The 18,002-nt window shown below is 53.6% G+C and carries 17 protein-coding genes; 12 read left to right on the top strand and 5 right to left on the bottom strand.

The annotated features are described in order from the left end of the window. Positions 1–5: 5 nt before the first annotated feature. Positions 6–908, bottom strand: a complete 903-nt coding sequence (locus DW806_RS03060) for a 1-deoxy-D-xylulose-5-phosphate synthase N-terminal domain-containing protein (RefSeq protein ID WP_118284910.1) — start codon at positions 906–908, stop codon at positions 6–8. A 308-nt stretch (positions 909–1,216) separates the two neighbouring features. Between DW806_RS03060 and DW806_RS03055 the strand changes: the two genes are divergently transcribed. Further along, the gene (locus DW806_RS03055; RefSeq protein ID WP_118729055.1) at positions 1,217–2,263 is read left to right on the top strand and encodes a zinc-binding dehydrogenase; all 1,047 of its coding nucleotides are present in this window, start codon (positions 1,217–1,219) and stop codon (positions 2,261–2,263) included. A gap of 106 nt (positions 2,264–2,369) precedes the next feature. Here the strand turns inward: DW806_RS03055 and DW806_RS03050 are convergent, their stop codons facing one another. Then, entirely contained in the window at positions 2,370–3,335 is a 966-nt protein-coding gene (locus DW806_RS03050) for a sugar-binding transcriptional regulator (protein WP_118479010.1), read from the bottom strand. Positions 3,336–3,515: 180 nt separating this feature from the next. On the opposite strand from DW806_RS03050, the gene DW806_RS03045 reads away from it, so the two are divergent. From DW806_RS03045 to DW806_RS03015, 7 genes are all read left to right on the top strand, one after another. After that, positions 3,516–3,776: an HPr family phosphocarrier protein gene (locus DW806_RS03045; protein ID WP_118729054.1), complete on the top strand. Its 261-nt coding sequence runs from the start codon at positions 3,516–3,518 to the stop codon at positions 3,774–3,776. A 20-nt stretch (positions 3,777–3,796) separates the two neighbouring features. Beyond that, positions 3,797–4,255 (top strand): PTS sugar transporter subunit IIA, encoded by a 459-nt coding sequence (locus DW806_RS03040; protein WP_118479014.1) that lies wholly within the window; start codon positions 3,797–3,799, stop codon positions 4,253–4,255. Positions 4,256–4,312: 57 nt separating this feature from the next. Beyond that, complete coding sequence (locus DW806_RS03035; RefSeq protein ID WP_199667385.1) at positions 4,313–4,612, top strand: PTS sugar transporter subunit IIB; 300 nt, start codon at positions 4,313–4,315, stop codon at positions 4,610–4,612. A 79-nt stretch (positions 4,613–4,691) separates the two neighbouring features. Next, entirely contained in the window at positions 4,692–6,104 is a 1,413-nt protein-coding gene (locus DW806_RS03030) for a PTS galactitol transporter subunit IIC (RefSeq protein WP_118729053.1), read from the top strand. A 90-nt stretch (positions 6,105–6,194) separates the two neighbouring features. Continuing rightward, positions 6,195–7,280: a 2-hydroxyacid dehydrogenase gene (locus DW806_RS03025; protein WP_158578269.1), complete on the top strand. Its 1,086-nt coding sequence runs from the start codon at positions 6,195–6,197 to the stop codon at positions 7,278–7,280. Positions 7,281–7,292: 12 nt separating this feature from the next. Next, positions 7,293–7,937 carry an L-fuculose-phosphate aldolase gene (locus tag DW806_RS03020; protein ID WP_118360741.1) on the top strand — a complete coding sequence of 215 codons (645 nt, stop codon included), beginning with the start codon at positions 7,293–7,295 and terminating at the stop codon, positions 7,935–7,937. Between the two features lie 21 nt (positions 7,938–7,958). Then, on the top strand, positions 7,959–8,366 hold the full coding sequence (locus tag DW806_RS03015) for a TRASH domain-containing protein (RefSeq protein WP_118729051.1): 408 nt from the start codon (positions 7,959–7,961) through the stop codon (positions 8,364–8,366). Positions 8,367–8,605: 239 nt separating this feature from the next. Here the strand turns inward: DW806_RS03015 and DW806_RS03010 are convergent, their stop codons facing one another. The 3 genes from DW806_RS03010 to iolG all read right to left on the bottom strand — a co-directional run bounded on the left by DW806_RS03010 (position 8,606) and on the right by iolG (position 11,966). Beyond that, a complete protein-coding gene (locus DW806_RS03010) occupies positions 8,606–9,439 on the bottom strand; it encodes a sugar phosphate isomerase/epimerase family protein (protein ID WP_243022615.1) in 834 nt (277 codons plus the stop codon). Positions 9,440–9,452: 13 nt separating this feature from the next. Further along, complete coding sequence (locus tag DW806_RS03005) at positions 9,453–10,838, bottom strand: MFS transporter (RefSeq protein WP_118729050.1); 1,386 nt, start codon at positions 10,836–10,838, stop codon at positions 9,453–9,455. 108 nt (positions 10,839–10,946) lie between these two features. After that, positions 10,947–11,966, bottom strand: a complete 1,020-nt coding sequence (gene iolG, locus DW806_RS03000; RefSeq protein ID WP_118729049.1) for an inositol 2-dehydrogenase — start codon at positions 11,964–11,966, stop codon at positions 10,947–10,949. Between the two features lie 317 nt (positions 11,967–12,283). Between iolG and DW806_RS02995 the strand changes: the two genes are divergently transcribed. From DW806_RS02995 to DW806_RS02980, 4 genes are all read left to right on the top strand, one after another. Beyond that, positions 12,284–13,159: an AraC family transcriptional regulator gene (locus DW806_RS02995; protein ID WP_118729048.1), complete on the top strand. Its 876-nt coding sequence runs from the start codon at positions 12,284–12,286 to the stop codon at positions 13,157–13,159. A gap of 863 nt (positions 13,160–14,022) precedes the next feature. Beyond that, positions 14,023–15,975 (top strand): 3D-(3,5/4)-trihydroxycyclohexane-1,2-dione acylhydrolase (decyclizing), encoded by a 1,953-nt coding sequence (gene iolD, locus DW806_RS02990; protein ID WP_118729047.1) that lies wholly within the window; start codon positions 14,023–14,025, stop codon positions 15,973–15,975. Positions 15,976–16,068: 93 nt separating this feature from the next. Further along, positions 16,069–16,860 carry a 5-deoxy-glucuronate isomerase gene (locus tag DW806_RS02985; protein ID WP_118729046.1) on the top strand — a complete coding sequence of 264 codons (792 nt, stop codon included), beginning with the start codon at positions 16,069–16,071 and terminating at the stop codon, positions 16,858–16,860. Positions 16,861–16,874: 14 nt separating this feature from the next. Further along, positions 16,875–17,996: a 4-hydroxybutyrate dehydrogenase gene (locus DW806_RS02980; protein WP_118729045.1), complete on the top strand. Its 1,122-nt coding sequence runs from the start codon at positions 16,875–16,877 to the stop codon at positions 17,994–17,996. Positions 17,997–18,002 lie beyond the last annotated feature (6 nt).

Raw genomic sequence — 18,002 nt, 5'->3', positions numbered from 1 at the left:
CCTTCTCACATCTCGTCATAGATCTTCTGGAATTCATCACGCTCGTCAGCGCCGATGCGGATAAAGTGCATCGAACGCGGCTTTTCGAGCGGCTTAACACCGGTCCAGCCGTGCGTGCGTGCGATAACAACGAGCGGCTTGCCCTCATGCGGAGTCTCGCATGCCTTGCAGAAGTCCTCAATGTCGTGGCCGTTTGCCTCAACGCAGACCGCGCCGAACGAGGTGAAGCGGTCAATCAGCGGCTCCTCGGTCATCTGATCCTCAATCCTGCCCTCAACCTGCTGGTCGTTTGCATCGATTACAACGATGAAATTATCCAGCTTGTAGTAACCGGCTGCCTGAATGCACTCCCAGGTCTGACCTTCCTGCAGCTCACCGTCACCGAGCAGAACATAGCACTTGCCGGTGTCGCCGCGGCGCTTGCGGGCATGAGCCGTGCCGCCTGCGATCGAGATGGTCTGGCCGAGCGAGCCTGCGGTATTCTCAAATCCGGGGGAGTGCTCCGCACCGATCATTTCCATGTTCCAGCCGTCTACATTGAATTTGTCCATGCAGTCCGGGCTGATGCGGCCGGTCTCTGCCAGTGCGGCGTAGATAACCGAAGCATAGTGGCAGCAGGATACGAAGAAACGGTCCTTATCCGGTGCGGGAGCGCCGTTGTAAGAGGAGCCTCGCTGATAATCCATATTATCCGGCCCCGGAACGCCGGGGAACGGAATCGGCTCCCAGCTGCCGACGGACGGACCGAGGTTCATCACACGGGTGTACAGGGAGGCAATGATTTCTGCCGACGAGCACGCCTGTGCCAGATAGCAGCCGCCGGTTTTCAGTGCAACGCCGAGAATCTGCTTGCGGATTCCGTTAGCGACCGCCTGAATATCGGCGGTGGAATAATTTTTTTCACTCATAAGAGCATGACTCCTTTCTGAATCCAATACCTATACGAACAGCCGGTGCTGTGGGTTGTGGTGTCGATCTCTTAAAAACATTATTTCATATGCGAGCACAAATGTCAATGATAGAAAACTTGTCATTTGTGCCAAAAACGAGTTAATGAAATTGGTTAAATAGTGAGAAATGACGATTAAAGCGCGGAAATGGCTTGACGAGACTGTTTATGTTGCCTATAATGAGATAAAAGGAATTTAGAAAACGGTTCACAACAATGAACAAAATTTCAAACATTCCCGCGAGTTCCATGAAAGGAAGATGAATTATGAAAGCTGTTGTGAAAACGGAGACCGGTTTTGATCATATGCAGTATACAGATATTCCGGAACCCAAAGCGACCGGAGATCTGGTAAAGATCAAGATCGCATACTCCGGTATCTGCGGCACTGATCTTCATGCGTTCAAGGGCACCTACGCGAGCACTAAGCCGCCGGTTGTACTCGGCCATGAGTTCTCTGGTGTAGTCACCGAGATCGGTCCGGACGTAAAGAATGTTAAGGTGGGAGATCGCGTTACCAGCGAGACCACCTTCAAGACCTGCGGCGTATGCCCGATGTGCAAATCCAAGGATTACAATCTGTGCGGCAACCGGCAGGGTATTGGCACCCAGATTAACGGCTCGATGGCTGAGTATCTGGTCAGCAGAGAGGAAAGCGTTCACGTCCTGCCGGATAACGTATCGCTGCTGAGTGCCGCGCTCACTGAACCGCTTGCGTGCGGCGTACATGCTGCTATCGAGAAGGGCAATGTACAGCCTGGCGATATCTGCGTGGTATTCGGTGTCGGCGCAATCGGCCAGATGGTTATGCAGGTGGCAAAGAGTCAGGGCGCGACCGTTATCGTTGCCGGACTGAGCCACGATGCGGAACGCTTTGAGATTGCAAAGAGTGCAGGCGCGGACCGCTGTGTTGATCAGCAGACCGAGAACATCAAGGATATCGTGATGGAGATGACGAACGGTGTCGGCGCGGACAAGTGCTTTGAGTGCTCGGGTGCGGTTCCGGCAGCCAACAAGGCGCTTGAACTGGTACGCCGCAAGGGCACAGTTGTACAGATGGGCGTGTTCCCGCAATCGCATGAGAGTATCTGGACCGACCTGATCCTGCATCACGAGATCAACTATGTTGGCTCCCGCAGCCAGAAGCCGTCCTCGTGGGTCAAGGCTCTGGAGCTTTTGGCGGCAGGCACAGTTGTACCGGAAAAGATCGTCACCTCGATTGATCCGCTGGAGAAATGGCGCGACGGCTTTGACAAGATGATCCGAGGCGAAGGCGCCAAGGGTGTTATCGTGCTCGATGACAGTCTGCAATAAGCAATCCCACGATGGATAAAGAATGAACTGATTATGATAAAGAAATGAGAGAAAAGAAAAAACCAATACCGCTTTTGCGGTATTGGTTGATTCTAAAAAGGGGTGCTTATTCGGGAACGGCAACGCCTTCCATTTCCAGCATGCGGCGGGCGAGTGCCTCGTCCGCGACCAGTACGTTGATGTACTTTCCGCGCACGGCGGCAAGCGTGCACTCTGCCTTTTCGGCACTGGCGTTGATGCCGATCGACCACGCCGGAGTGCGCATTGCCTCCAACGGAGCGGAGATGACGTAGCGGCTGTCCAGCTGAACCTCGTTGCCGTTGATGTCAAACATGCGGCCGAGCAGACTGGAAACCGCACCGCGGCGCATCAGCTCCTTGCGCTCCTCGGCGTTGTAGCAGCCGGATTTATAAAGTGAGCCGTTAGCGTCATTCAGCGAACCGATGCCGGTGAGGATGATATCTACCGAACCTGCCTTCTTGAGTGTTGCTTCAATCTGCGGCTCGGCGGTGAGATAGGAGTAAACCAACTCGCTGTCCACATAGACCGGTGCATAGATGTTGGAATAGGTGCCGTGCACCTTTTTGGAAAGCCGGAGCGCAAGCTCGAGGCCGTCCACACGCGGATTGCCGGTGCCGAGGCAGCCGACCATCTGCACAACAGTTACATTATAGTAGTCGGAATAATCGGTCGGTTCGAGGACATCGCACAGTGCTTCCAGTGCACGGCCCCACGAAATGCCGATAGACATGTTGTTTTCCAGTACGGTCGAAAGAAAATCTACTGCACAGTGTGCACAGCGTGTCAGGGACTGGTCGAATTCATAATCTCCGGCAACGATGACCGCATCGCGTAAACCGAAGGTTGTACGAACAAGGTGCGAAAGCTGCGGATTTTTGTTGATCGGACTATGAACGATGATTTCAACCACGCCGGTCTCCTTCGCTTCATCGAGAAGGCGGGAGATGGTGGGACGGGAAATGCCGGTGATTTTGCTGATATCCTGCTGGCTGAGATTCTGCTGATAATAAAGCTCGGAGATTCGTACGAGCAAATCGGTACGGCTGCTCATAATAGGCCTCCTTAAAAATTTGAAAAGTTAGATGAACATTTGTTCACAACACAAAGTATAGTGTTTTTCGTATAGAATGTCAATAAACGTATTGACAAAAAGCGAAAAATCCAATATGATATTGCCCGTAGGAATTGTGATAATATTCCATAGGAATAGTAGGAGATAGGAGAAGCATCCATGTTCACCAGTGAATTTGTTGTAAAAAATCCAACCGGTCTGCACGCACGTCCGGCCAGCCAGATGGCCAAGCTGTGCAAGGATATTCCGGATGATATTCGTCTGATCTGCGAAAAAGGCACGATCAATCCCAAAAATGTAATTGGAATTTTGACCGCAGGCCTGAAAAAAGGTTCAGCAATCAAAATCGAGGTAGAAGGCGCCAGCGAGCAGGAATCCGGTGCAAAGATCATGGAATTCCTGGAAGGCTTGACCGACTGAGAAGAAAAGGAGAAATGAAGATGGAACAGGCAACCTTTCGCAATCTGATCCTGCGGGATGTGGAAGCGGCAAACGCCGAGGAGGCAATCCGCAAGGTCGGTCAGCGTTTTTACGATGAAGGCTTCGTAAAGGACACCTATATTGATGCAGTTGTTGCGCGTGAGAAGAATTACGCGACCGGTCTGCAGCTGGCGGATATCGCGGTAGCTATGCCGCACACCGATCCGCAGCATGTTAACCGCCCGGGCGTGTGCATCGCACAGCTTAAGCACCCGGTCGAGTTTGAACATATGGGCGATCCGGATACCAAGGTGCAGGCGGAAATGCTGTTCATGATGGCCATCAAGAATCCGGATGAGCAGGTCGAGCTGCTGCAGAAGGTGCTCGGCGTATTCCAGCAGCCGGAGGTCGTTGCTGCATTCCGCGCAGCAAAAAATGAAGACGAGCTGTTCGAGGCGGCTCAGAAGTACATTGGTTGATTACAGGACTGCGGTTCTGTTCAAAACACGGTTAAATCTAATTTATTGGAGGGTCAAATGATGAAAACTTGTAACATTCTGTGTGTATGCGGTTCGGGTACCGTAAGTTCCGCAATGGTAGCAGGCAAGCTCAAGGAGCGCCTGAAGGAAAAGGGCTGGGATGCTGCCATGGTGGAAGCAAGCCCGAACAGCATTTCGACCGAGATCACCGGCAAGAAGTTTGATCTGATTGCATGTGTAAGCCCGGTTTACGAGGACTTCGGCATCCCGAAGGTAAAGGCAGTCGGCATGCTGACCGGTCTGTCCGAGGACAAGGTAGTCGATGACTGCCTGAAGATCCTGGAGGCAAATGCGTAAAGGGTAAGGCGCATTTTCTCATAGTCATCCATAGCAAAGAGTAAAGGCAAAAGGGTAAAAAAGAAAGGTGGTTCCAAGCATGGCAAGTTTCTTTCAAACATTAAGTGATGTGTTCAGTGCATTCGGTGCTGCAGTATTCGTACCGGTTATTCTGTTTATCATTGCAAAGTGTATGGGTGTTACCGGTAAGAAGGCATTTAACACGGCACTGCTGTGTGCAGTCGGCTTGACGGGCTTCAACCTCGTTATCAACAGCTATTCCGCGATTATCGCACCGGTTGTTAACCAGATGGTTACGAACGCAGGCGTAAACCTGCCGACGCTCGATACCGGCTGGCAGTCCACGTCGGTTATCGCATATTCGACCAAGGTTGGCCTGATCTTCATCGGCGTTGCAATCATTCTGCAGCTTGTGCTGTTCTTCACCAAGTGGACAAACGTATTTATGGCATCCGATCTGTGGAACAACTACTCCTTCATGGTTTGGGGCTCCATGCTGTATGCTCTGACCGACAACATGATGCTCTCCATGGCTCTGATGGTCGTTCAGCTGCTGTACATCCTGTTGTTCTCTGAGGCTTGCGCAAAGCGCTGGTCTACCTATTATGATTACGATAACTGCTGCATGACCGCTCCTCATCATCTGGAGAGCCTGCCGTTTGCGGTATTCATGAACTGGTTCCTCGGCAAGATCGGCTTTGACAAGATCAAGCTGAATGCACAGACCCTGCAGAAGAAGCTCGGCATCCTCGGTGAGCCTATGTTCATCGGCCTGGTTGTCGGCGCTCTGATCGGCATCATCGGCAACTTTAACGCTCTGGTCGGCGAGGGTGCGCTGACGGCCTGGGGTACGGTATCCTCTGCGGCTGTTTCCACCGCAGCGATCATGGCAGTATTCCCGAAGGTAGCCGGTATCTTCGCAAGCGCATTTACCACTCTGACTGATGCGTACAAGTCCAAGGCTGCCAAGTCCGGCGAAGGCCGTGAATGGTATCTCTCTGTTAACGATGCATGCGGTTACGGCGAGCCGAATACACTGGTTACCGGCATCCTGCTGATCCCGATCATGCTGGTTGTAGCATTTGTTCTTCCGGGCAACACCATCCTGCCGATGGCTGACCTGTGCGCTCTGCCGTACATGGTTGAGGTATTTGTTTGCGTATCCAACGGCAATATCGCAAAGAGCGTTGTTTCCGGTGCGATCTGGTTCTCTCTGGGCCTGGTTGTTGCGTCCGTTCTCGCGCCGACCTTTACGCAGGTCGCTGTTGACGCCGGCTTCCAGCTGGCACAGGAAGGCGTATTCATCATCAGCTTCGGTATTATGTGCCACCCGCTGATCGCCGGTCTGTTCTATGCATTCTGGTCTCAGAATCCGATCATCATCGGTGCGGTTGTCATTGCATACTTCGTACTGTACTTCCTGTTCAAGAAGAACAAGGAGCGTTTCGTTGGCTATCTGGAGAACGCTGCTGCTGCTTACTCGGCATACTAAGCGATTGCTTCTAAACTGAAAACAGCCGGCTGCTGCTGCAAACAAATGCAGCGCAGCCGGCTGTTGTTTTATTCCGAAGAGGAGGAAAAGATGAAGGAACTGACACAAAAGCCGCAGAATATCGTACTGGTCGGCGATGCTTTTGTTTCGCCGGACACGATGGAGCAGGCGGTGCAGCAAAGCACACTCTGCTGCGGCAGGATCACTAAGCTGATGTGGGGCGGCTCCGACAAGCAGGAATTCACCTCGCGGCAGCTTAAACTCGAGCGGAACGGTCCGGAAGCCGTACCGTATGCGGACGGTCTGGACGAGGTGATCGGCGAGGCAGAGGTTCTGCTCGTGCATTTCAATCCGGTGCCGCGTGCGCTGATTGAGAAAGCGCCTAACCTCAAGGTCATCCTGACCTGCCGCGGCGGCATGGAGCACATTGACCTTGCAGCTGCAAGTGAGCGCAATATTCCGGTGCTCAACGTTATCCGCAATGCAGAGCCGGTCGCGGACTTTGCCCTCGGCATGATGCTTGATCTGACGCGCGATATCGCGCTATCGCACCGCAAAATGCGCGAAGGTGTATGGATGAAGAGCTTTTACAACTCGGACCATTTGATGACGCTTTCCAGCCATACGGTGGCGCTGGCCGGTATCGGCAACGTCGGCAGCGCGCTGGCGCGCCGTCTGCTGGCACTCGGCGTGCCGGTGATCGCGTATGACGCATACACCAGTCCGGAAAAGCTGGAAAAGGCCGGTCTCGGTGCAATCAAGCTGGTCGATTCACTTGAAACCCTGTTTGAACAGGGCGATATTGTATCGCTGCACCTGCGGCTGACACCGGATACCGAGCATATGATCGGTATGCAGTATTTTTCCCGCATGAAAAAAACGGCGTACTTTATCAATACCGCGCGCGGCGGTCTGGTCGATCAGCCGGCACTGGTCGAGGCGCTGCAGCAGGGCTGCATGGCAGGCGCGGCGCTGGATGTGTACGACAGCGAGCCGCTCGCCGTGGACGATTCGCTGCTGCAGATGGACAACGTGCTGCTAACGCCGCACATTGCGGGCACCACGGTAGACGCGATCCCACGGGCGCCGTTTTTGCTTATGCGTGAGGTTGATCGGTTTCTGGCTGACGGAGTGACCGATCGGGTGGTAAATCATGTGTCCATCACACTGGAGTAAGGAGGAAACGCAATGCTTTTGCAGGAAGAAAGAGAGAAAATCGTTGTATACGGACAGGAAATGCTCAAGCGCGGTCTGACCGCAGGCACCTTCGGCAACCTGAGCATTTACAACGAAAAGGAGAACCTGTTTGCCATCAGTCCGAGCGGCATGGACTATTTTAAGACCGACGCAAGCGATGTGGTCGTTATGACGCTCGACGGCGAAAAGGCGGACGGCGACCGCAAGCCATCTTCCGAGGTGGACATGCACCGTATTTTCTACCAGAAGCGCCCGGGCATCAAGTCGGTCGTGCACACGCATCCGCGCTACGCTACTACGCTGGCGTGTCTCGGCTGGAGCATTCCGCCGCTGCACTATCTGGTGGCGTATTCGGGCAGAGAGGTGCCGTGCATTCCGTATGTGCCGTTCGGCACTTATGAACTGGCACAGGCGGCGCTGGACGGCATGGGCGATAATTACGCCTGCATTCTCGGAAATCACGGTCTGCTGTGCGTCGGCGGCAATATCAGCTACACGCTGGATGTGTCCGAGCAGATCGAATTCTGCGCACAGCTCTATTATAATTGTAAGGCAGCCGGTCAGGAGCCGAAGCTGTTGAATGACGAGCAGATCAACTCGGTGCTGGAGGCATTCCAGACCTACCGACAGAAATAAATTTTGCAGGAGGGGACCATTATGGAGGAAAAATGCGTATACTGCGGCGGTGATCTGCCGGAAAAGCCGACTAAGGTAAAGGTGCGCACGCGCTCGTTCGATGTGTGCTGCGCGGATTGTGCGGCAAAGACCGAACAGTATATCAAGCTGGATAAGCGATTCAAGACCGCACTGTATCTTCTGGTCTTTCTGGGCGGCATCGGATTTGTTATCAGTGCATTTTTCGGCGGTGACAGTCCGCTGCGCATGATCGGTGCGTATGCCGGTCAGCTTGTTGCGGGACTGGCGTTTATCGCGTTTCCGTATCCGGTCACCTCGTTTGAGAGCTTTCACGCGATGAGCATCCGCGGCGTAACGCGGCTGACGCACATTATCGGTCTTGTGCTGAGCGTGTCGGCGGTCGTGCTGATGGTGCTCACGCTGCGGTAAAGACAAGTGCGATCGGTCTGGCGAAAGTCAGGTCTTTCCATACCCCCAAAGGGCGCTCGAAGGAGCGCCCTTTGGGGTTTTGCAGGATTGTCTGATGTGATGGAAAGCAAAAGGACGGAAGGGTCCAAGTACCTTCCGTCCTTTTGTGGAGAAAATTATATTTGTATTCTGTTTGGAGACTTGAATATAAATAAGAGAGAATAAATTGAATGTGGAATTTGATCTGCGATTCGGGAAAATTAACCGAGGAACGGACGGGTGGTTTCCGCACCCATGCGGATCACATCCTCAGCAGGCATTCTCCAGTATTCCGGACGGAACAGCTCAAGGCACGCAGGGCCGTCGTAGCCGACTGCCTGTACCGCATCAGCAACCTCCTGCACCGGAATGGCACCCAGACCGGGCATCAGACGGTGGCAGTGGTCGAGGATGCCGAGCGGCAGGTCCTCGCAGTCGTTGATGTGGAACACGAACAGCTTCTCCTTGGGAATTTTGCGGATGAAATCAACGTCCGCGCACTTGTCGTGCAGGTAAACATTGATGCAGTCCACGGTCAGGCCAACACTGTCGCGGTTGACGGCGTTTACGATCTCAAGCGCCTGACGAACGCTATTGACGCACCATTTCTTGTCACCGATCGGCTCGAAGGACAGCTTGACGCCGTATGGTTCAGCAATGTCGGCGAGTTTGTTCAGCACCTTCACCGAGTCGTCGAAGATCTCCTTCTCGTTCCTGGTGCAGATCTCGTTGGTAACAGTCGGCACAACAATAATGTACGGATTGCCGATCTGCTGGGCCACCTTGCAGCCGAAGGTGAACAGCTCTACAAGCTTTTCCCACTCCTCCGGCGTGCAGAAGTTGATGTTTTCAATGGAGTTGAATGCAAACGGCTTGATATGGCTCTTTGCAAAAAACGCCTTGAGATCGTCTGTGGTGTGGGTCTTGAGGTAGTCCTGCAGCATATCGAGACGCAGCTCGATATAGTCATAGCCGTACTTTTCACACAGCAGCAGGTCGTTTTCAACCGTGGAATTTTCCTTGCAGGTTGCTTCGTTATATCCGAGTTTCAGCATAAGACAGTCTCCTTTACATTTCACCGCGTGCTTCACGCTCGGTGAGTTCCTTCATAATAGTGGGGTAAATCTTATCCAGCTTGTAGAACAGCAGGACGATAATGGCAACGATCCAGACCAGAATCGGACCGAACTTAAAGATAGAGGAAATCATTTGCTGGGCGGAAGCCGGCTGCATAGCACCGCCGGTAACCGAGCTGAGGAAGCCTGCGCCCTCGAGCATGGCAGTCATAACCGCACTGGTGATACCGGTGCCGATCTTAAAGCCGAGCGAACCGCCGCCGAAGATCAGGCTTTCCTGACGCAGATGGCTCTTCCACTGACCGTACTCTACAACGTCGCCCATCATGCCGAATACCAGAGAGGTCAGCGGAGCCTGACCGAGCGAGCGGATGATGGTCATTACCAGAATCCACCGGAAGCTCATCGGGTTTACCATAATGAGTGCATGGGCGATAACAACTACGATACAGCCGGCGAGCGACAGGTTGCGCTTGTTGAATTTCTGCAGCAGTATTGGACACAGCAGCGCGCCAACGATCAGTGCGACGATCTCGGAGGTGTAAATGACGCTGTAATACCATTCATCGTTGCCGAGAACATATTTGCAGTAATACGGCAGATCGGTGCCGATGATGGTGGTATGTACGCAGGTGACGGTCCACAGAACGAGCGTTGCCCAGAAATACGGGTTGCCCAGCAGCGCTTTAATCGCACGGGAAGCGGGAACCTTGGGCTGCTCCTGCTGCGCGGCCTCGAAATTGACGGTTTCCTTGCAGCGAACAAAGCAGATGACAAGCAGAGCAAGTGCGATGGCGCACCAGATGCTCATGGTCTTGATCCAGGCGGCCTGATCGTTGCCGAACAGCTTGATGACCGGCATGGTGAAGGTTACGGCAATGATCTTGCCAATCGGAGACAGTGACATACGCACAACGGACAGCAGGTCGCGCTCGTGCGAGGAGCGGGTCATCATGGTGGACAGGGTGCCGTAGGGCACGTTGATTGCGGTGTAGCATACGGTGGTGCACAGGTTATAAGTAACAAAAATGTACCAGAATTGAACGGTCGTGCTGCTGCTGTGCGGCACACAGAACATCGCAACCGCGCACAGAACATACGGTACGCTCATCCACAAGATCCACGGACGGGCCTTGCCCCATTTGGATTTGGTCTTGCTTACGATGATGCCCATGATAACGTCGGACGAGCCATCAAAAATACGCGAGATCAGCATGACCAGACCGACGGTAACGACCGGAATACCGCAGTAATCCGTATAGAACAGGGTGAGCAGCGCGGTGATCATACCGAACACAATGTTGCAGGCGGTATCGCCTAAACCATAGGAGATACGGGTTCCCCAGCCAAGGGAGGCAGTGTTGTTCTTTTCACTCATAAGGAGCAACCCCTCTTTCTTTTCTCAAAAAACGGAAGCCGCCGCCGAGTGCGGCGGCTTGCCGAATAACTCTTTTTCTTCTCTTTTCCTGTGATATGCGGGGATAAATTACTCGATTTCGCTCAGCTTGACCGGACGGCCTTCCTTCATGGACAGGTTTGCTGCCATTGCGATCTTGACCGGCTGCAGACCGTCAAAGCCGGTAACCAGCGTGTCGGTGTCGTTCAGAACGGCATCGGTGAACGCCTTTGCCTCTGCGATGAATGCGTTGTTGTAGCGCTCGAGGAAGAACCAGGTCGGCTTTGCAACCTCGACGCCTGCGGCGGAGGAGATCATGGCGGTGTTGTTCAGATCGTTTGCAACCTGCACGCAGCCCTGGTCGCAGTGCACCTCGGTGCGCTGGTCATAGCCATAGTGAGCGGCACGGGAGTTGTCGATCACGCCGAGTGCGCCGTTCTCGAACTTCATCATTACAATGGCGGTGTCCACATCGCCGTACTCCTCGTAGCCGGCGCCGGAGAGCGCTGCACCGTAAGCGGTAACCTCGGTAACCTCGCTGCCTGCCAGATAGCGGACCATGTCGAAATCGTGAATGGTCATGTCCATGAAGATACCGCCGGAAACCTTGATATAGCTCATCGGCTGGTGATCGGGATCACGGGAGGTGACCTTGATGAGATTGGGCTTGCCCAGCTTGCCGGAAGCGACCGTATCGCGGACGGCCTTGTGGTTGTGGTCAAAGCGGCGCACGAAGCCGACCTGCAGCTTAACGCCTGCCTTCTTTACCGCAGCGAGTGCTTCCTCGATCTTTGCCAGCTTGGTGTCGATCGGCTTCTCGCAGAAGATGTGCTTGCCGGTCTGCGCAGCGCGCATGATGAAGTCTGCATGCGTTGCGGTGGAGGAGCAGATGAACACAGCCTCGATGGTCGGATCGCCAAAGATCATCTCGGGATCATCGTAGCACTTCTCGATACCCATGTCCGCTGCCCATGCACGGGTCGCATCGTTCATGAACGGATCAGCCACTGCGTAGAGGTCTGCGTTCGGCACTGCATGTGCCAGATTTTCGCCGTGAAGCTTGCCGATTCTGCCTGCACCCAGCAGACCGATTCTTACCTTGTTTGCCATTTTTTCTTGCACTCCTTTTTTACTCTGAAACCTGAATTGACGCGTTTGCTCAAAAAGCAGTATGTTAGAAGTTTTTTTCTGTGCTTCTATGATATAATAATTGCACACAGAGAAGAACAACATTGAAATATCGAATATAACAACGATATAAACTGCTGTTTTTGAATCATTTACGCTTTTCTTGTGATTATTATACAAACAAAGTCCGTGAGAGCGTTATCGTGTTCTTGTGGAAAAAACAGCAGGATTTTCCGAGGGGAAGAAAGAAAATCGAGGGAAGGCTTTCGTAATCTTGTGATTCTTGGGAGGGAGCATACATGGGAAACAAGCCTTGTAAACTGAGCGGAACATTCTTCAACTGCATTTCGATCGACCGCAATTACAACAACCAGCAGTCTATACTTCCGCATATGCACGACAACCGTCTGGAGCTGTTCTATGTGTGCAGCGGACAAGGACAGTACATGGTGGATAACCGGTATTATCCGATTGGAGAGGGCGACATTGTTATCTGCAATCAGGGTGTGCTGCACGGCGAGGAACCCGATCAGGTGCGGCAGATCCGGTCGTACAGCGTCGCAATTACTGATGTCAATGTAGAAGGTCTGCCGCCCAACTGCCTGATCGCAGAAGGGGAGTGTCCGGTCGTATCGTGCGGACAGCTTGCCAGGCAGGTAGGCGAGACCATGCACCTGCTGTATCTGCTCAGCGCCGATGCGGGAAACCTGCATGCCGTGTGCTGCAGTCTGGCAGAGGCAATGCTGAATCTGACCGATTCCCTGCTCCGCAGTCGTATCCACCAGCAGGAGCAGCAGCGTGAAATGCCGTCTGTGCTGGCGCACCGCGTGCGGCGCTATCTGGATGCACACCACTGTGAGCCGATCACGCTGCGTATGGTGGCGGAGCGACTGCGCGTGAGCGAGTATTATCTGGCGCATGTGTTTAAGCAGGAGTTCGGCGTGCCGCCTATGCAGTATGTGATGAAGCGCCGGATTGGTGAGGCGCAGGGTTTTCTGATGAATACCGGCATCCCGATCGCCGAGATTGCGGATACACTCGGCTTCAGCAGTATCTGTCACTTCAACACCATGTTTAAGAAGTACACCGGCACACCGCCCGGTAAGTTCCGGCAGTCGTTCAAGCAGAGCATCACGCACAGCGAAAAAGGAAAAAGTGAAGAAGAGGAATCGTAAAACGGAAAACACCGTGCAGAGCAGTAACGCTTGGCACGGTGTTTTTCTATCTTACTTACAAATAGAAGAATGGCGCAGCCGAGAGAGAGCGGCTGCGCCGGTGAAATGGAGATGTGTGTGAAATTAGAGAGTGTGTGTGATGATCGTTTGCCGGAGCGTAATTATCTTATTGATACAGCACGGTCTGCGGAATGACCATGTTTGCAAGGATAACTACTACAGAAAAATGGTGAATAACATATTTATTCCTCCGTTATCCGTTCTTTCGCCGTTTGCGTTCGGCTTTCCTTTGATGATTCTATTGTAGTCCCTTGGACGCGGTTTTTCTTCTAACTTCTTGTATTTCATAGAGTTGAGCAAGAATCTATAATTTGACCGGCACAGACGGTCAGCATACGCGGAAAACGGCAGCAACAACCTATAAAAAGTGGTGAAAATGCAGCCTGTGAGTGAAAAATAAAGGCGGGAGAAAGATTGCGTATTTTTATAAAATATTGAGATATATGCTTTTTTGCTTGTTGTTTAGGACGGAAAATGCGAAATTCTGTAATGACAGTATGCCGCGTTTTCCGCACGATAGCGAGATATTAAAAAAACAGGTGCAAAACGCAGGCCGCAGGCGGGAACGGCAGACACGGAAAACAATGCGGTAGGGGAGAGAAAAGTTCTGAATTCTATAATAAAATGTGAAAATATTCGTATGTAACGTAAAAATATAAGAAAAAAGGCGATTTCTCAAGATGTTAGAAGAAAAGCAAACGCTCAAATGCTAAACTTAAATCATCAAAAGAGAACACCGCCGGGAGCGAAAAGAAAGAGCCTCGGCAGGGAAAAAGAGTAAAGCATTTGAGGAGGAAAACACAATGAGCAAAACCAGAATGACAGTCGGTCAGGCAATCGTAAAGTTCCTGAATCAGCAGTACATTGAGATGGACGGCAAAGAGGAACCCTTCGTAGACGGCATGTTCACGATCTTCGGTCACGGTATGGTAGTCGGTCTCGGTCAGGCACTGGAGGAGGATCCGGGCCACCTGAGAGTTTACCAGGGCCGCAACGAGCAGGGCATGGCACACGCCGCCATCAGCTACGCAAAGCAGCACAACCGCCGCAAGATCATCGCCTGCACCTCGTCTATCGGCGTTGGCGCAGCGAACATGGTAACCGCAGCACTGACCGCTACCATCAATAATATCCCGCTGCTGCTGTTCCCGTCCGATTACTTTGCAACCCGTCAGCCGGATCCGGTTCTCCAGCAGCTCGAGGTTCCGAACGACCTGTCCATGTCCGCTTCGGACTGCTTCAAGCCGGTTGCCAAGTACTGGGACCGCATTTCTCGTCCGGAGCAGCTGATGAGCGCGATGGTCAACGCAATGCGTGTCCTGACCGACACCGCAAACTGCGGCACCGCTGTTATCTCGCTTCCGCAGGATGTACAGGGTGAGAGCTTCGACTTCCCGGATTACTTCTTCCAGAAGCGCGTACATCACGTTGCACGCCGCGTAGCGGATGACTACGATATCGAGAAGGCAGTTGAGATGATCAAGGCTTCCAAGAAGCCGATGTTCATTGCAGGCGGCGGCGTTCGTTACTCCGAGGCCGGTCAGACCGCAATGGACTTCTGCAAGGCGTTCAATATTCCGGTTTCTCAGACACAGGCCGGCCACTCCTGCCTGCCGGATTCGTTTGAACTGGCGGTCGGCGGCATCGGCGTAACCGGCGGTCTGGCGGCGAACGCACTCTGCAAGGACTGCGACCTCGTTATCGGTGTCGGCACTCGCTTCAACGACTTCGTTACCGGCTCCAAGTGGGTGCTGTTCCGCAACCCGGATATTAAGGTTCTCGCTATCAACACCTCTGAGTTCCACGCGGAAAAGCTGGACGCAACCCGCTGCATCGGTGACGCAAAGGTAACGCTCGAGGCTATCATGGAAAAACTCAAGGCAGACGGCTATAAGTCCGGCTACACCACCGAAATTCAGGATATCCGCAAGGTTTGGGAAGAGGAGCGTCTGCGTGTTCTGGGCGTTCAGTACAAGGGCGAAGGCTTCGGCGAGGGCAAGTTCGTGCCGTGCGTTCCCAGCTGGACCGAGAAGATCATGAACGATTTTGTTGACCAGATCGGCGGCACCATCACTGAGTCCAATGCGGTCGGCATTCTCCGCGAGGAGGCAGACGACGACGCAATCGTGGTTGCAGCAGCAGGCTCGCTGCCGGCAGACCTCGAGCGTCTGTGGGTCACCGACGCACCGAACTCCTACAACATGGAATACGGCGCTTCCTGCATGGGCTACGAGATTGCCGGTGCGTTCGGCGCCAAGCTGGCTGAGCCGGATAAGGAAGTATACGCACTCGTTGGCGATGGCTCGTTTATGATGCTCAACTCCGAGATCCCGACCGCAATGCAGGAGAACGCGAAGATCACCGTTGTTGTATTCGACAACTGCGCGTTTGGCTGCATCAACAACCTGCAGATGGGCAACGGCGTTGGCTCTCTGGCGACCGAAATGCGTCACCGCAACGAGACCACCGGCAAGCTGGACGGCGATTACTGCTACACCGACTTCGGCAAGATCGGTGAAGGCTTCGGCATGAAGGCGTTCTACGCCAAGACCCCGGACGAATTCCGCAAGGCCGTTCAGGACGCCAAGAAGGAAAGTGTTTCCTGCATCATCGACGCAAAGGTTCTGCCCAAGACCATGGCTGAGGGCTACGAGTCCTGGTGGCACATCGGCGTAGCGTCCACCTCCAAGTCTGACGAGGTAAAGGCTGCACGCAAGCGCATCGACGATCATCTGGCAGAAGCACGCATGTACTAATTAAACGCAGATTCAATATGAGCCGCCCGTTTTCGGACGGGCGGCTTCGCTTATATAATAAGGTATCGAGCAAAGAAAAGAGGAGCAAGAATTATGAAATATACGCACAAGGCCCCCTTCGATAAGGGCTACAACGGCATGGTCTCCGCAGTCGAGAACCCGGAAATGATGGGCATGGAGTTCGGTGTTGTCAAGATGGCAGCGGGCGACGTGATGCACTTCGACTACGCGCAGGAGGTCGTTTACGACCTGATGAGCGGCAGCGTGACCTTCGAGTGGAACGGCAAGTCTGAGACCGTTACCCGCCGTGACGTGTTCCACGAGGGTGCGATCCTGCTGCACGTTCCGCAGAACACCAAGGTGACAATTTCTGCCGAAAACGACGTGGAAATCGCCGTTTCCCGCACGGAAAACAAGCGTGATTTCGCAGCTCGTCTGCTGCGTCCGGAGGACTGCCTGTGCGCGAATGAGGAGCGCGGCGCCGGTCAGATGAACGAGTGCTCGACCCGTCTGGTACGCACCTTCTTTGACCGCTCCAACTGCCCGGAGACTAACTTTTTCATCGGTGAAGTGGTGCATTTCCCCGGCAAGTGGTCCTCTTATCCACCGCATCAGCACGTTGAGCCGGAGCTGTACTACTACAAGTTCCTGCCGGAAAACGGCTACGGTCTGGCGGAATATGGCGACGATGCCTTTAAGGTAAAGAACAACGACCTGACCGGCATGCCGGAAAACGTGACCCATTCTCAGGCTGCGGCTCCCGGCTACGCGGAGTATTACCTGTGGTGCATCCGCCTGCAGGACGACAAGAACATCGTGACGACCGTTGTGCCCGAGTATGAGTGGGTAACTAAGGCCGACGCGAAGTATTTTCCGGATATTTAAGGCGGTGAAATAACGTGAAAGCCTTCAAAATCGTACCTTCTATTACGGAATACGTCGATTTTCGCACGCTGGCGAAGGAATTAAGCCTCGGCGCGAAAGACCTGATTCTGACAAATGAATATATTTACAATCCGACAATCGCGGCGCTGAATCTCGGCTGCCACACCTGCTTTCAGGAAAAGTTCGGCGGCGGTGAGCCGACCGACGTCATGGTTGACGCCATCCTCGACGACCTGCGCGGCAAGGAGTTTGACCGCATTATCGCGGTCGGCGGCGGTACAGTAATCGACATCGCCAAGGTGCTGACCGTTGCCAAGTCCACCGACCGTGTGGACGATCTGTACGACCGCATGGCAAACCTTGAGAAGGAGCATGAGCTGATCATCGTGCCGACTACCTGTGGCACCGGCTCTGAGGTTACCAACATTTCCATCATCAACCGTACGACTAAGGGCGTCAAGGTTGGTCTGGTGTCTCCGGCGATGTTTGCGGACGAGGCGGCGCTCGTGCCGGGCATGCTGCTCAGCCTGCCGTATCCGGTTTTTGCAACTTCTTCCATTGACGCCATGGTCCACGCGGTCGAAAGCTACCTTTCTCCGAACGCCTGCGCACTGAGCGAGCTGTTCTCCGAAAAGGCACTGCACCTGATCCTGTCCTGCTGGAAGGACGCGGTAGCAAGCGGCGGCAAGGATGCGTGGAAGAAGCATGCACTTGAGTTCCTGCGCGCCTCCAACTATGCAGGCATCGCGTTTGGTCACGCGGGCTGTGCGGCTGTTCACGCGATGGCGTATCCGCTCGGCGGCGTGCACCACATTCCGCACGGTCAGGCAAATCAGCTGATGTTCGCGGACGTAATGCGCAAGTATCAGGAAAAGAAGCCCATCGGCAAGTTGAATCAGCTGGAAGAACTTCTGAGCGCAGAACTGGATGTTGAACCGGTATTTGCACTCGAAAATCTGTACGAATTGATGGACGAGGTACTGAAAAAGGATCCCCTGCACGAACACGGGGTAACCGCTGATGAATTGCCGGTCTTTGCAAAGAATGTCATCGAAACCCAGCAGCGCCTGCTCGGCAACAACTATGTGGAGCTGTCAGAAGACGATCTGCTCGACATCTACCGCAAGGCATTTTGAGCGCGG

The sequence above is a fragment of the Butyricicoccus sp. AM32-19 genome (assembly GCF_003480365.1).
Taxonomy (GTDB): domain Bacteria; phylum Bacillota; class Clostridia; order Oscillospirales; family Butyricicoccaceae; genus Agathobaculum; species Agathobaculum butyriciproducens.
This window is presented reverse-complemented; position numbering and strand designations above follow the sequence as displayed.

Coding starts and splice junctions, on each gene's coding strand:
- DW806_RS03060 (WP_118284910.1), bottom strand. CDS start 908: ATGAGTGAAAAAAATTATTCCACCGCCGATATTCAGGCGGTCGCTAAC.
- DW806_RS03055 (WP_118729055.1), top strand. CDS start 1,217: ATGAAAGCTGTTGTGAAAACGGAGACCGGTTTTGATCATATGCAGTAT.
- DW806_RS03050 (WP_118479010.1), bottom strand. CDS start 3,335: ATGAGCAGCCGTACCGATTTGCTCGTACGAATCTCCGAGCTTTATTAT.
- DW806_RS03045 (WP_118729054.1), top strand. CDS start 3,516: ATGTTCACCAGTGAATTTGTTGTAAAAAATCCAACCGGTCTGCACGCA.
- DW806_RS03040 (WP_118479014.1), top strand. CDS start 3,797: ATGGAACAGGCAACCTTTCGCAATCTGATCCTGCGGGATGTGGAAGCG.
- DW806_RS03035 (WP_199667385.1), top strand. CDS start 4,313: ATGATGAAAACTTGTAACATTCTGTGTGTATGCGGTTCGGGTACCGTA.
- DW806_RS03030 (WP_118729053.1), top strand. CDS start 4,692: ATGGCAAGTTTCTTTCAAACATTAAGTGATGTGTTCAGTGCATTCGGT.
- DW806_RS03025 (WP_158578269.1), top strand. CDS start 6,195: ATGAAGGAACTGACACAAAAGCCGCAGAATATCGTACTGGTCGGCGAT.
- DW806_RS03020 (WP_118360741.1), top strand. CDS start 7,293: ATGCTTTTGCAGGAAGAAAGAGAGAAAATCGTTGTATACGGACAGGAA.
- DW806_RS03015 (WP_118729051.1), top strand. CDS start 7,959: ATGGAGGAAAAATGCGTATACTGCGGCGGTGATCTGCCGGAAAAGCCG.
- DW806_RS03010 (WP_243022615.1), bottom strand. CDS start 9,439: ATGCTGAAACTCGGATATAACGAAGCAACCTGCAAGGAAAATTCCACG.
- DW806_RS03005 (WP_118729050.1), bottom strand. CDS start 10,838: ATGAGTGAAAAGAACAACACTGCCTCCCTTGGCTGGGGAACCCGTATC.
- iolG (WP_118729049.1), bottom strand. CDS start 11,966: ATGGCAAACAAGGTAAGAATCGGTCTGCTGGGTGCAGGCAGAATCGGC.
- DW806_RS02995 (WP_118729048.1), top strand. CDS start 12,284: ATGGGAAACAAGCCTTGTAAACTGAGCGGAACATTCTTCAACTGCATT.
- iolD (WP_118729047.1), top strand. CDS start 14,023: ATGAGCAAAACCAGAATGACAGTCGGTCAGGCAATCGTAAAGTTCCTG.
- DW806_RS02985 (WP_118729046.1), top strand. CDS start 16,069: ATGAAATATACGCACAAGGCCCCCTTCGATAAGGGCTACAACGGCATG.